The organism is Flavobacterium sp. HNIBRBA15423 (assembly GCF_052655965.1).
Window position 1 is genome coordinate 3275184 of record NZ_CP199751.1, and the last position, 15266, is coordinate 3290449.

Consider the following 15266-nt stretch of genomic DNA (forward strand, 5'->3'; position numbering starts at 1 on the left):
TGTATTAATGCTTTTCTATTACTTTAACTTCTACAGCTCCAGTTGATTTGAAAAAAGAAACCATATCCTCTTCATTACCATGAACACCTACTTCCATTAAAAAATGATCGTCTGTAGTTCTAACATCTGGATTTTCAGCTTTTTTAAATGGCCACAACTTACTTCTCATATAAAAAGTAATTACCATTAAGTGAGCAGCAAAAAATACAGTCATTTCAAACATAATTGGAACAAATGCAGGCATGTTATCTATATAGCTGAAACTTGGTTTTCCACCAATATCTTGTGGCCAATCAACTATCATAATAAAACGCATCATTGCTGTTGCAACAGATAAACCTACTAATCCGTATAAAAATGAAGCGATTGCAATTCTTGTTGGTGCTAAACCCATTGCTTTATCCAATCCATGAACAGGAAATGGAGTATAAACTTCTTCAATATGATGATGTGCTGCTCTTGTTTGTTTAACAGCATCCATTAAAACATCATCATCATTATATATAGCGTGTATAACTTTATTACTCATGATATTAATGATTATCTGAATGATTATGACCGTGTTCTTCTCTCTCTCTCTTATAATTATCTCCAGATGACTTTAAGATAGTTTTAACTTCAGCCTGAGCAATTACTGGGAAACTTCTAGAATATAATAAAAATAATACAAAGAAGAAACCTATTGTTCCAATAAAAATACCAGCATCAACAAAAGTTGGTTGGAACATTGTCCATGAAGATGGCAAATAATCTCTGTGTAATGAAGTTACGATAATTACGAAACGTTCAAACCACATTCCTACATTTACTACAATTGAAATAATAAATGAGAAAGCAATACTTGTTCTCAATTTTTTGGACCACATAAATTGAGGCGAAAAAACGTTACAAGTCATCATTAAGAAATAAGACCACCAGTAAGGACCAGTTGCTCTATTTAAGAAAGCATATTGTTCATATTCTACACCAGAATACCAAGCAATAAACAACTCTGTTATATAAGCACAACCTACTATCGAACCTGTAATCATAATAATGATATTCATTAATTCGATATGTTGAATTGTAATATAGTCTTCTAAGTTAGACACTTTTCTCATAATAATTAACAATGTGTTTACCATTGCAAATCCAGAGAAAATAGCTCCTGCCACAAAATATGGAGGAAGAATTGTTGTATGCCAACCAGGAATTACAGAAGTTGCGAAGTCAAAAGATACAATCGTATGAACCGAAAGTACAAGAGGTGTTGCTAAACCAGCTAATACCAATGATACTTCTTCAAAACGTTGCCAATCTTTTGCTCTTCCACTCCATCCAAAAGACAAAGTTGAATATATTCTTTTTGTAAAAGGCGTTATAGCTCTATCACGCAACATTGCAAAATCAGGTAATAAACCAGTCCACCAGAAAACCAATGAAACTGATAAATAAGTTGAAATTGCAAATACATCCCAAAGTAACGGTGAGTTAAAGTTAACCCAAAGAGATCCAAATTGATTTGGAATAGGTAATACCCAATATCCTAACCATGGACGTCCCATGTGAATAATAGGAAATAAACCAGCTTGCATTACAGAGAAAATTGTCATTGCTTCTGCAGAACGGTTGATAGCCATTCTCCATTTTTGACGGAATAATAATAATACGGCAGAAATTAAGGTTCCGGCATGACCGATACCTACCCACCAAACAAAGTTAGTAATATCCCAAGCCCAACCTACAGTTTTATTTAATCCCCAAGTACCAATACCTGTAGCTATGGTATAAATCATACAACCTAATCCATAAAGGAAAGCAGTTAAGGCAATTGAAAATACAATCCACCATTGTTTATTAGCTCTACCTTCAACAGGTCTAGCTACATCTACAGTAACATCGTGGTAAGATTTATTTCCTACTACTAAAGGTTTTCTAATGGGTGCTTCGTAATGAGACGACATAATCCTTTATATTGTTTCTTTAATTAATACTTATTTAACGTTTCTAACTTTAACGTGATAGAATACATTCGGTTTTGTTCCAATGTGTTCTAATAAATGATACATTCTTTCGTCTTCAACTAATTTAGCCACTTGACTTTCTTTATCATTTACATCTCCAAAAATCATAGCTCCACTACTACATGCAGCAGAACAAGCTGTTTGGAATTCACCATCTTTTACTAATCTACCTTCACGTTTTGCTTGAAGTTTAGTTGCTTGTGTTTTTTGAATACACATAGAACATTTCTCCATAACTCCACGAGAACGTACGTTTACATCAGGGTTTAATACCATTCGACCTAAGTCGTCATTCATATGATAATCAAACTCACTGTTTTTATTATATAAGAACCAGTTAAAACGTCTTACTTTATATGGACAGTTATTTGCACAATAACGAGTACCAACACATCTATTATAAGCCATGTGATTCTGCCCTTCTTTACCATGAGAAGTTGCCGCAACTGGACAAACTGTTTCACAAGGAGCGTGATTACAGTGTTGACACATTACAGGTTGGAACGCAACTTGTGGATTTTCTGATGGATCTTCCATTTCCGAAAGCGTATTCACAGAATCTATTAATCCAGAAGTACCTTCTTTTAATTCCACATCTCCAGTAAAAGTCTCTTCATGAGAATAATATCTATCTATACGCAACCAGTGCATATCTCTACTTCTTCTCACTTCATCTTTACCTACAACAGGAACATTATTTTCAGCATGACAAGCTATTACACAAGCACCACATCCTGTACAAGCATTTAAATCTATAGATAAATTAAAATGATGACCAATTGTTCTGTCAAAAGAAGTCCATAAATCAACTTCTGTTGCTGGAGTTTCTTGATGATCTAAAGAAACCATTGGAATTGGATTCCAAATTTCTGCATCTTTAGAATTAAATATTTCAAGAGTCGTTTCTTTGATAATATCACCACGACCCATTAATGTTTTTTGTAATTGAACACAAGCAAATTCATGCTCACCTTCCTCTTTTTCTATAGAAACAACTTGATTTGTATTTAAGTTTTTATATAATGCGTAAGCATTAACACCTACTTGCATCTCTTGTTTTAAAGCTGCTGTTTTTCCATAACCAAAAGCTAAACCAAAAGTTCCAACAGCTTGACCTGGCTGAACTACTACTGGCACTTTATTTAAAGTTGTATTTCCTACTTTTAAAGTAACATAGCTACCATTCATACCTCCATTAGCTACATTCCAATTCTCTAAACCATATTTTTCAGCATCTTTTTTAGAAACAGTAACATAGTTATCCCAAGAAACTCTAGTTATAGGATCAGGAAATTCTTGTAACCAAGGGTTATTAGCTTGTTGACCATCTCCCATTCCTATTTTAGTGTATAAAACTAATTCAAGACCAGAAGTTTTAGATTGAGCTAATTTATTAGCTGCTGAAGAAAAATCAACCTCATTAGCTACTAAAGGTAGTATTTCATTTACTGAAAAACCATCATGAACCATTTGATTCCATGATTTTCCAACTATACTTGTAGTAGCAAAACCTTTTAAGTAATCATGGTAACTTGCACTATTTTCAGTCCAAGTCAATAATCCTTCTTGAAATTGTTTGGTATCAAATAAAGGACGAATTGTAGGTTGAGTAACACTATAATGTCCTCTTTCAATAGCCACATCTGCCCATGATTCTAAATAATGTGGAGCAGCCGCAGCAATTGTTACTATAGATGCAGTTTCATCTTCTTTCATAGAAAATGCAACAGATAATTTCACTTTTTTAAGAGCTTCAGCAAAATCTTTAGAATTTGGTAATGTATAAACAGGATTAACTCCACTCATGATAAGTGTATGTATTTTACCTGCTTTCATATCTGCTACTAATTGAGTTACCTCTTTAGCATTCCCTTTTCTAGTTAATTTTGCATTATTTGGATTAAAAGCTTCAGATAATATTGCATTATTAATAGCCAATACTAATAACTGAGCATTCATATCATCTAAACCTGTAACCACTACACCTCTAGATTTTGCTGATTTTAATTGATTTGCAACTTTAACTATTTCTGCATTTTTAGACACAGAACCACCAACTATTGCATTATACAAATCAACTAATGCAAGTTTTTGATTTGCAATAGTCATTGGAATTCTTTTATCCGCATTAGCTCCAGCTAAAGACATGTTTGCTTCAATTTGGATATGCTTAGACATTTTCCCATTTTTAGGAATTCTACCTTTTGCATAGCCAGCATCATATCCACCACCTTGCCAATCACCTAAAATATCTGCTCCAACTGAAACAATAACATCTGCTTTAGAAAAATCATAATTTGCCAAAGCACGTTCACCATAAACCATTTCAAATGCATCTAAAGCATTAGATTCAGAAATTGCATCATAAGTAACACGCTTAACAGTTGGATATTTTGTTTTTAAGTCTTCGATTAAAGCATCTGTAGATGGACTCGCAATTGTATTCGTTAGAACTACTACTGAACCACCTTGAGCATTTGCTTCTTCTAAACTAGCTTTTATTTTTGCATTTACTTCTCCCCAAGTTGCATCTTTCCCTGCAATTTTAGGTTGTTTTAAACGTAAACTATCATATAATGAAAGTACCGAAGCATGAACTCTAGCATTAGCTCCAGTTTTAGCTCCTTCTAGATTATTGTTTTCAACTTTAATTGGACGACCTTCACGTGTTTTAATAAGAATATTTGCAAAATCAAATCCATCTGCAATAGTTGTAGCATAAAAATCTGCAACTCCTGGAATAATTTCCTCTGGTTGTACAACATAAGGAATAGATTTCACAACAGGACCTTCACATGCCGCTAATGATGCAGCAGCTGTACTAAATCCAACGTATTTTAAAAAGTCACGACGAGATGTTGCACTATTAGATAAAGTTTCTTTGTCTCCTAAAAACTCATCAACAGGAATTTGCTCAACAAACTCATTGCTTCTTAGCGTCTCAACAATAGAACTATTTTCGTTTAGTTCTTCAACACTTTTCCAGTATTTTTTGTTTGATGCCATATTGTATATTGATATTAGCTTCTTAAATTATATTAATTAATAGTGGCATTTACCACATTCTAAACCTCCCATTTGAGCAGCAGTTAACTGTTTAACTCCATACTTCTTAGAAAGTTCTTCGTGTATTTTTGTATAGTATGCATTGTCTTCAACCTTCACATTAGTTTCTCTGTGACAGTTAACACACCATCCCATTGTTAAAGACGAATGTTGTCTCATTATTTCCATTTCTTCAACTGGACCATGACAAGTTTGACATTCTACACCAGCAACAGTTACGTGTTGAGAATGATTAAAATAAACAAAATCTGGTAAATTATGAATTCTAACCCATTTTACTGGTTCAGTTTTACCTGTATATGTTTGTGTAGTCTTATCCCATCCGACAGCATTATATAACTTCTGAATTTCATTATTATAGTTAACTCCAAATTCATTTCCTTCTGCTAAAGTTTCTGGAGCTACTTCAGATATATTTTTATGACAATTCATACAAACATTTAAAGAAGGTATATTTGAATGCTTACCAACTCTAGCGGCAGAGTGACAGTATTTACAATCTATAGCGTTATCACCTGCATGTATTCTATGCGAATAATGAATAGGCTGAACTGGCTCATATCCTTGATCCACACCTATTTGCATAAAGAACCCATAAGCAAAATAGGCTGCAAACAATAAGAATAAAATTGCTGATACCACTAGCAAGAATTGATTTTTTACAAAAGCTTTCCAAATTGGCAATGACTTATCATCTTTTTGAATTTCAATACCGTTAGCTTTGGCAATTTTCACCAATACATTGTTCACTAAGAACAACATAACGATTAGCATTGTTAGTACTAAAGCTAAAGCACCTAAAATAACATCATTTGAAATTCCAGAACTGCCTGATGCGTTACCATCAACTGGTTCAATTTTAGCAACTGGAGGTTCAGGTTTAGGTTCAGATGTATATGCTAAAATATTATCAATATCTGCGTTAGACAATTGAGGAAAATTAGTCATTGCTTTCTGATCATTCTCATTGAATATTTTTAACGCTGTAGCATCACCCGCTTTAATAAGCTCAGTATTGTTTTTGATCCACTTGTAAAGAAATTCAACGTCATACTTTTCAGCAACACCTCTTAGCGCAGGTCCTGTCATTACTTTATCCAAAGCGTGACATGCAGCACAATTAGCATTAAAAAGGGCTTTACCTGCAGCAGGATCACCTCCTGCTATTGGAGCAGCAACTGTATCAACAGGCACTGGATCTTGAGAAAAAACAGATAAAGAAAAAGATAGCGTTAAAGCTAAACTGAAGAAAATCTTTGAAAACGATTTATGGTTACCCACCTTTTTCATATTTAATTAATGATTATCGACTAGATTTGGTATGATTTTAGATATATAATTTACACCTTTCAAGCATACATTATTTTAAACTCCGACAAAAATACAATATTAGAACTATTCTAAAAACCTTAATTTTATCTTAAAATGTAATTTATATTTATTCTAAATAATTTTACTTATTTTGTTTTGTTTATAAAATTGTACTTTTGCTTTAAATTTTATTCATTATGAGAAAATTAACTATTAAAAATCATTTTTACTTATTACTTATCAGCTTTTTTATTACTTCAAATTCTTTTTCTCAAGAAGACAAAACAACCGTCATTCAAGATCCAAGATTTGGTAAATTATTAAAAGAAAAACAAAATCTTGACAATTCTAACGAGTCTGACGAGAATTACACCATTCAAATTTTTTATGGAGATAAAGAATCTGCAAAGAGAGCTTTAGTAGGTTTTAAAAAGGATTTCAAAGATATTGAAGCTACTTATTTGTATACAAACCCTACTTATAAAGTTTGGGTTGGCAAATACAAGCTAAGGATTAATGCGGAAAAAGATTTAGTTGAAATCAAGAAAAAATATCCTACTGCTTTTCTTATAAAGCCAAATCGTTAAAAAACAAATGAAAAGAATATTTTTTCTTTACATTCTATTATTTAGTTTTTATAGTTTTTCGCAAACCATTAATGACTCAATAAAAACTAATACTTTAGAAGAGGTTGTAGTTACTTCGAAAAAAATACCTAAAAGCAAAAAAATATTACCTAACCAAGTTGAGTCTATAAATAATAAGCAAATAGAATTTCAGAATTTTCAAACAACAGCAGAGATGTTAGCTAATTCAGGCTCATTATTTGTTCAAAAATCACAACAAGGAGGCGGAAGCCCTTCCATCAGAGGACTTGAAGCAAGTCGGGTTTTATTGTTAGTAGATGGTTTTAGAATGAATAATTTAATATTTAGAGCTGGTCATTTACAAAATGTAATTACTGTTGACGAAAATATGATTGAAAATGTTGACATATTTTATGGCCCAACGTCAACATTATTTGGCAGTGATGCACTTGGTGGAACTGTAAATATAACTACAAAAAAAGCAAAATTTTCAAACGAAACTAATAATAAATTTTCCGGAAGAATAAATACAAGATACGGAAATGTTAATGAAGAAAAATCAGCTTCATTGGATTTAAATTATGCCACTGAAAATTTTGCTTCACTAACCATTTTTTCATACAATGATTTTGGGGATTTAAAAATGGGGAAAAGAAAAAATCCACATGCAGATTTCTTTGGAGAAAGGTCTCTTTATATAGAAACCATTAATGGTGTTGATCAATTGGTTGAAAACAACAATAAATATGTTCAGAAATTTTCAGGTTATACTCAATATAATGCACTACAAAAAATAGCCTACAAAACTAATTCTGGCTACAAACATGGAATAAATTTACAATTTTCAACTACCTCAAATATTCCAAGATATGATAGATTGACTGATGTAACTGCAACAGGTTTAAAAAATGCAGAATGGTATTATGGTCCTCAACAGAGAATTTTAACAGCTTATACTATTGAGAAAGAAAAAATATTATTCAATAGTGATTTGAGTATTAGTGTTGGATTTCAAAATATAAAAGAAAGCAGACATAATAGACGTTTTGAGAATTATAACTTGCAACATAGAGAAGAAAATGTAAATATGTATTCTTTTTCATCAGATTTCAATAGAAAATTTAAAAAAGGAGAATTGTTCTATGGATTTGAGTCCTATTTTGAAACCCTAAAATCTTCAGCTTACATACAAAACATAAATACTGGAGTTACTAATGGATTAGATTCACGTTATCCAAATGGGGACAATAACATGTTTAGAAATGACATTTACATATCATACAACGAAAAAACAAACGAAAAAACAGCTTGGACTGTTGGTGGTCGTTTTGGTTATACTACCTTAAAAAGCACTATCGCTGATGATACTTATTTCCCTTTGCCTTTTTCAGAAATACAGCAAGGTAATTTTACATATAGTGGTTCATTAGGAATAGTGCACAATACTTCTAAAAATGTTGCTCTAAAAACAAATGTTTCTTCTGGTTTTAGAGTGCCAAATATTGATGATTTTGGTAAAATATTTGAATCTGGAGGTGGATTTATAATTGTTCCCAATGAAAATTTAGCTCCCGAAAAAACAATAACAGGTGATGTAGGTATAGTAGTTCAATCTAAAAATAAACGATTTAAATTTGAAAATACTTATTTTTACACTCGTCTATATGATATGATTGTAATCGATAATTTTGAATACCAAGGACAAAACGTCATTAATTACAATGGTTCAAATAGTCAAGTTTTAGCTAACCAAAACAAAGGAAAAGCTTATATCACTGGAATATCAACTAACATGAAAGGCTATATTATTGAAGACTTACAATTTAATGTTAGTTTCAATTATACATATGGTCGAATTGTAGAGGATCAAAGCGAAAGTCCGTTAGATCATATTTCACCTTATTTTGGTAAAATAGGTCTACGTTATGATAAAAAATGGGGGCAATTTGAAGGCTATATCTTATATAATGGTAAAAAAAGCAGTAAAGATTATTTTTCAAATGGTGAAGATAATATCCAATATGCTCCAGAAGGAGGTATGCCTGCGTGGGAAACTTACAATTTCAAAACAAGTTTCAACATAACTAAAAGAGCTACTTTGTTTGTAGGAATTGAAAATATTTTAGATACGCAATACAGAAATTTTGCATCAGGAATTAATGCTCCAGGTAGAAATATTTATGGTGGATTAAAATATAGTTTTTAAAAAAATTATCTGATATCTATCTATTAAAAACTATATTCAAATTTAATAATACATAAGATAGTTTGATTTCTAAAATCGCAATACATCATTAACAAAATGCTTTAATAATATAGAATTATTTTTTAATTTAACCATCGATAAAACTTAGATTAAGCAAAGAAACATATAGGATTAGATTTTTATCAGGAAAATCTTAATTATAACAAAAAACCGAACTCATAGTTCGGTTTTTGTTATATAAATCTCTTTTATTTATTTCAATTTCTTTTTAACCTCGACTTCTTGGAAAGCTTCAATTAAATCATATTCATGAAGATCATTGTAGTTTTTAATTTGTACACCACAATCATATCCTTTAGAAACTTCTTTCACATCATCTTTGAAACGTTTTAAAGTAGCTAATTCACCTGTGTAAATTACAACTCCTTCTCTAATTAAACGAATTTGTGAATTTCTAAATATCTTACCATCAGTTACCATACATCCAGCGATTGTTCCAACTTTTGAAATTTTAAACAATTCTCTAACTTCAGCTGTACCAGTAATTTCCTCTTTTAATTCTGGAGATAACATTCCTTCCATTGCATCTTTCAAATCATCGATAGCTGCATAGATAATAGAGTAATTACGAATATCAATTTCTTCTTTTTCAGCTAATGCTTTTGCATTTCCTTGTGGACGTACATTAAATCCAATAATAATTGCATCTGAAGCAGAAGCTAATAAAACATCAGATTCTGTAATAGCACCAACTCCTTTATGAATAATATTAATTTGAATTTCTTCAGTAGATAATTTTGAGAATGAATCTGACAATGCTTCTACAGAACCATCCACGTCACCTTTAAGAATAATGTTCAATTCTTTAAACTGACCTAATGCAATACGACGACCAATTTCGGCCAAAGTAATGTGTTTCTGAGTTCGAACAGATTGTTCACGTTGTAATTGAGTACGTTTGGCTGCAATTTGTTTTGCTTCCCTTTCATCATCATATACACCAAACTTATCACCAGCTGTTGGAGCACCATCTAAACCTAATATTGACACAGGAGTTGACGGACCAGCTTCGGTAACATTATGACCACGTTCATCAAACATAGCTTTAATTTTACCGTGGTTTTTTCCAGCAAGCATGTAATCTCCAATTCTTAATGTTCCAGCTTGTACTAATATAGTAGTAACATAACCACGACCTTTATCTAATTGTGCTTCAACTACAGTTCCAATAGCATTTTTATCAGGATTTGCTGTTAATTCCAGAACTTCAGCTTCTAATAACACTTTTTCTAATAATTCCTTAACACCTAAACCTGTTTTTGCTGAAATATCATGTGACTGGTATTTACCACCCCAATCTTCAACTAACAAGTTCATAGCTGCCAATTTTTCTTTAATTTTTTCAGGATTAGCTGTAGGTTTATCCACTTTATTGATTGCAAATATCATTGGTACACCGGCTGCCTGAGCATGGCTAATTGCTTCTTTGGTTTGTGGCATGATATCATCATCTGCCGCAATCACAATAATTGCAATATCTGTAACTTGAGCTCCACGTGCACGCATCGCAGTAAATGCTTCGTGACCTGGTGTGTCTAAGAAAGCAATCTTTTGACCTCCTTCTAGTTCAACACCATAAGCACCAATATGCTGTGTAATTCCTCCTGATTCACCTGCAATTACATTTTCTTCACGAATATAATCTAGTAAAGATGTTTTACCATGATCAACGTGACCCATAACTGTAACAATAGGTGCTCTATGAATTAAATCTTCAGGGTTATCTAGAATTACTTCGGTAGCTTCTTCAATATCAGTTGTAATAAATTCAACTTCAAAACCAAATTCATCTGCTACAATCGATAATGTTTCAGCATCTAAACGCTGATTCATCGTTACCATTATTCCTAGAGACATACAAGTACCTATAACTTTGGTAATTGGCACATCCATTAGAGAAGCAACTTCACCAACTGTTACAAATTCTGTAACTTTAAGAATCTTACTCTCTAATTCTTGTTGTTGTTGTTCATCATCAACACGTTGACGGTGAGTATCTCTTTTATCTTTACGGTATTTAGCAGCTTTAGAGCCTTTTTTACCTTTTCCTTGAAGTCTTTCAAGAGTTTCTTTAATTTGGTTTTTAACTTCCTCTTCAGTTGGTTCAGTTTTTTGAACCACAACTTTTTTACCTTTATTAAATCTATCTTTTGAGAAATCTTTTTTAACACCACTTTGACCTGGAGCATTATTAGCACCTGGAACTGGTTTTGTTATTCTCTTACGTTTATTCTTATTAGAATTGTTATTATTGTTGTTACTGTTACCAGCAACATTAGGAGTTTTAGCGTCTCCTGGTTTTTTAATATCTTTTCTAGGTTCAATCTTCTTTTTAGGTTTATTAAACTGACTTAAATCAATTTTTTGACCTGTAAAAGTTGTTCCAGATAATTTTTGATAATTAGTTGCTATTTTAACTTCTTCGGCAGGCTCATCTGAAATAGGCTGCTCTATTGAAGTATTTTTTTCTACAGAAACAGTAGTTGGTTTTGGTTGTTCTACTTTTTCAACAACTTTAATAACTGGTTTTTGTTCTTCTACTTTAGGTTTTTCTTCAACAACAGGAGTTTCTTCTTTTTTCTCAACTTTAGCAACTGGCTTTTCCTCAACAACGGGAGTTTCTTGTTTTGGTTCAACCTTTTTAGGATTTAAATCAATTTTTCCTACTGCTTTAGGTCCTACTAAAGAAGCTCTTGCTTTAATTACTTCTTGTTTTTGTAGTTCTTCATGCTGACGTTTAATCTCAACCTCTTTTTCAAGCTCTTTCTTAAGAGCTTCTTTCTCTTTTTTCTTCTCTTCACTTACTTCAAGAGAGGCTACTTTCTTACCTTTATCGGCAGAAAATTGACTGCATAAGACATCGTATTCCTCTTGAGATATTTTAGCATTTGGACTTGCTTCAATTTCATGCTCCTTTTCCTTTAAAAAGTCCACGGCTCTGTCTAGAGAAATGTTTAACTCCCTTAAAACTTTGTTGATTCTTATAACTCTTTTGTCAGACATATAATCTTTTTTCTAATTCTTTTTGTTTTGTGCGTTGTTCTTTTTTTAAAAAACTAGTCCTCTAATTCTTCTTTTAAAATACGAACAACTTCTAATATAGTTTCTTCCTCTAAGTCTGTTCTTCTTACTAAATCCTCGACATCTTGACCTAAAATACTTCTAGCTGTATCTAATCCAATTTTTTCAAATTCTTCAATTACCCAAGCATCGATTTCATCTGAAAATTCTCTTAATTCAACATCATCAACTTCAACAATTCCTTCTCTAATAACATCTAATTCATAACCAGTTAATAAACTTGCTAATTTAATATTATATCCTCCTCTACCAATTGCTTTTGAAACTTCTTCAACTTTTAAGAAAACTTCTGCTTTCTTAGTTACCTCGTCAATTTTAACAGAAGAAACTTTAGCTGGGCTTAAAGCTCTTGTTATATATAATTGAATGTTATTTGTATAATTAATAACATCTATATTTTCATTTCCTAATTCACGAACAATACCATGAATACGAGAACCTTTCATTCCCACACAAGCTCCAACTGGATCTATTCTATCATCATAAGAATCTACAGCTACTTTTGCTTTTTCACCTGGTATTCTTACTACTTTTTTAACATTAATCAGACCATCAAATACTTCAGGAATTTCTTGTTCAAACAATTTTTCAAGAAACTCTGGAGCAGTTCTTGACATCATGATTTGAGGTTTATTACCTTTTAATTCAACACTTTCAATAATCCCTCTTACATTATCACCTTTTTTGAAATAATCATTTGGAATTTGTTTCTCTTTTGGTAAAACAATCTCATTTCCATCATCATCCATCAAAACAACCATTTTTGGTCTTACATGGTGAACCTCAGCTGTGTAAATATCTCCTACTAAATCTTTAAATTGCTTGTAAAGATTAGTATTGTCATGCTCATGAATTTTAGATATTAAGTTTTGACGTAGTGCTAAAATAGCTCTTCTTCCTAATTGAAACAACTTCACTTCTTCAGAAACCTCTTCACCTACTTCAAAATCAGGTTCAATTTTTCTTGCCTCCGCTAATGAAATTTCAGAGTTTTCATCTTCAACCTCTCCATTTTCAACAACAGTTCTATTTCTCCAAATTTCCATATCTCCTTTATCAGGATTAATAATGATATCAAAATTATCATCTGAACCGTATTTTTTCTTCAATGCATTTCTAAACACATCTTCTAAAATTGCCATTAAGGTAACTCTATCTATGAGCTTATCGTCTTTAAATTCTGAAAACGATTCTATTAACGCAATATTTTCCATGTCAACTCTTTATTTAAAATAATACTATTACTGTAGCTTCTTTTATTTCAGAATAAGGCAAATTTACAGATTTTTCTACTGTTTCTTTACCTTTTCCTATTTTTTTTGGTTCTCTTGCTTTCCATTCTAACGTGATTCCATTATCATCAGCAGCTGCAAGCAATGCTTCAATCTCTTGAGATGTTGTTGTTTTGACCTTTAAATTTCTTCCAATATTTTTTTTATACTGTCTAACTAAGCTTAATGGACTTGAAACTCCAGCTGAAGCTACCTCGATACTAAAATCATATTTTTCATTATCTAAATTACCGTCAATCGCTCTACTTACATCAATACAATCTTGCAAACTAACACCATTATCACCATCTAAAACGATGCTAATTTTAAATGAATCATCTATTTTTAAATCAATCAAAAACAAAGACGGACGCTCTTTCAAGGCATCTTCCAATAACTGATTTACTTCTTCTTTAAATGTCATATTTTTATGAAAAGAGGCACGCAATGCGTGCCTCATTATTTAACTACTTTATAAATAATCGGTGCAAATATACATAATATTTTTTTTAAATTAAAATAATTGTTTAATTAGAATATAATCAGTAACTTTATGATGTAAACTTTTACAATTAAAACCAAAAAACCACCTAATTTATGAAAAAAATTTTAGTACCCACAGATTTTTCCAAACATGCCGAATATGCTTTAAAAGTAGCGGCTCAAATAGCAAGAAAAGACAATAGTGAAATAATTGTAGTTCATATGCTTGAGCTTCCTACTACTGGGAACGATGCAATAACCTCTTCACATGAAATACCAGAACTAATGCTTTTCAAAAATGCTGCGATTGCTAAACTTGACCATTTAATGACCGCTCCTTATTTAGAAGGTATTAAAACCACCAAACTCATTCAATTTGAAATTGCTTTTGATGGAATTATGAAAAATGAAAAAAGCCATAATGCAGATTTAATTGTCATGGGTTCACATGGCGCTAGTGGTTTTCAAGAAATGTTTATTGGTTCAAACACTGAAAAAGTGGTTAGAAATTCTGAAATACCTGTTTTAGTTATTAAGAGAGAAGAAGAGAATTTTAACGCTAAAGATTTTGTTTTTGCTTCTGATTTTTCTGACGAAATAAAAAAACCATTTGAAAAAGTAGTTGATTTTGCAAATAAATTTAACTCACACATTCATTTAGTAAATATAAACACACCTAATAACTTTAAATCTACTCGTGTTGCTCAAAATATAATGGACGAGTTTGTATCTAATTTTAAAATAAACAGTTTTTCAACTCACATTTATAACGACATTAATGTTGAAAAAGGAATTCTTCATTTTGCAAAAAGCATAGATGCTGATATTATAGGAATGAGTACACATGGAAGAAAAGGAATTTCTCACTTTTTTAATGGAAGTATTAGTGAAGATTTAGTTAATCATGCTAAAAGACCTGTTATAACCTTTAAAATATAACCTGAAAAAATTTAAAATAAAAAAACCTCTCAATTGAGAGGTTTTTTTTGTTGTCCCACAAGGACTCGAACCTTGAATGACGGTACCAAAAACCGGAGTGTTACCATTACACCATGGGACATATTTCCTTAATGCGAGTGCAAATTTAGTACATATTTTTTATTCTGCAAGTTTTTCTAAAAAAAATATTAAAATTTATTTTAAATCTTTTATGCTAACAAAAAAGTAGTTTCTTTGTATTACAAATTAAAAAAGACAA

10 protein-coding genes and 1 tRNA gene are annotated in these 15266 nt (G+C 31.5%); 3 read left to right on the forward strand and 8 right to left on the reverse strand.

Going from position 1 to position 15266, the window contains the following annotated elements:
- Window positions 1-4 precede the first annotated feature (4 nt).
- From ACULEV_RS14695 to ACULEV_RS14710, 4 genes are read right to left on the reverse strand one after another with little or no spacing between them, the layout of a single operon-like run.
- A complete protein-coding gene (locus ACULEV_RS14695; protein WP_445455796.1) occupies window positions 5-529 on the reverse strand; it encodes a DUF3341 domain-containing protein in 525 nt (174 codons plus the stop codon).
- A 4-nt stretch (window positions 530-533) separates the two neighbouring features.
- Window positions 534-1943 carry an NrfD/PsrC family molybdoenzyme membrane anchor subunit gene (gene nrfD, locus ACULEV_RS14700; protein ID WP_445455797.1) on the reverse strand — a complete coding sequence of 470 codons (1410 nt, stop codon included), beginning with the start codon at window positions 1941-1943 and terminating at the stop codon, window positions 534-536.
- 30 nt (window positions 1944-1973) lie between these two features.
- Complete coding sequence (locus ACULEV_RS14705; RefSeq protein ID WP_445455798.1) at window positions 1974-5009, reverse strand: TAT-variant-translocated molybdopterin oxidoreductase; 3036 nt, start codon at window positions 5007-5009, stop codon at window positions 1974-1976.
- A 36-nt stretch (window positions 5010-5045) separates the two neighbouring features.
- Window positions 5046-6359: a c-type cytochrome gene (locus ACULEV_RS14710; protein ID WP_445455799.1), complete on the reverse strand. Its 1314-nt coding sequence runs from the start codon at window positions 6357-6359 to the stop codon at window positions 5046-5048.
- Between the two features lie 218 nt (window positions 6360-6577).
- Here ACULEV_RS14710 and ACULEV_RS14715 point away from each other — a divergent pair, with 218 nt between their 5' ends.
- Window positions 6578-6967 (forward strand): SPOR domain-containing protein, encoded by a 390-nt coding sequence (locus tag ACULEV_RS14715; protein ID WP_445455800.1) that lies wholly within the window; start codon window positions 6578-6580, stop codon window positions 6965-6967.
- 7 nt (window positions 6968-6974) lie between these two features.
- The gene (locus ACULEV_RS14720; protein ID WP_445455801.1) at window positions 6975-9173 is read left to right on the forward strand and encodes a TonB-dependent receptor plug domain-containing protein; all 2199 of its coding nucleotides are present in this window, start codon (window positions 6975-6977) and stop codon (window positions 9171-9173) included.
- 252 nt (window positions 9174-9425) lie between these two features.
- On the opposite strand, the gene infB is transcribed toward ACULEV_RS14720, so the two are convergent.
- From infB to rimP, 3 genes are read right to left on the reverse strand one after another with little or no spacing between them, the layout of a single operon-like run.
- Window positions 9426-12236 (reverse strand): translation initiation factor IF-2, encoded by a 2811-nt coding sequence (infB, locus tag ACULEV_RS14725; protein WP_445455802.1) that lies wholly within the window; start codon window positions 12234-12236, stop codon window positions 9426-9428.
- Window positions 12237-12289: 53 nt separating this feature from the next.
- Window positions 12290-13528 carry a transcription termination factor NusA gene (gene nusA, locus ACULEV_RS14730; protein ID WP_445455803.1) on the reverse strand — a complete coding sequence of 413 codons (1239 nt, stop codon included), beginning with the start codon at window positions 13526-13528 and terminating at the stop codon, window positions 12290-12292.
- Between the two features lie 13 nt (window positions 13529-13541).
- Window positions 13542-14009, reverse strand: coding sequence for a ribosome assembly cofactor RimP (gene rimP, locus ACULEV_RS14735; protein ID WP_445455804.1), 468 nt, complete (start codon window positions 14007-14009; stop codon window positions 13542-13544).
- Window positions 14010-14182: 173 nt separating this feature from the next.
- On the opposite strand from rimP, the gene ACULEV_RS14740 reads away from it, so the two are divergent.
- Window positions 14183-15007 carry a universal stress protein gene (locus tag ACULEV_RS14740; protein ID WP_445455805.1) on the forward strand — a complete coding sequence of 275 codons (825 nt, stop codon included), beginning with the start codon at window positions 14183-14185 and terminating at the stop codon, window positions 15005-15007.
- Window positions 15008-15057: 50 nt separating this feature from the next.
- On the opposite strand, the gene ACULEV_RS14745 is transcribed toward ACULEV_RS14740, so the two are convergent.
- A tRNA-Gln gene (locus ACULEV_RS14745) sits at window positions 15058-15128 on the reverse strand.
- Between the last annotated feature and the right edge of the window lie 138 nt (window positions 15129-15266).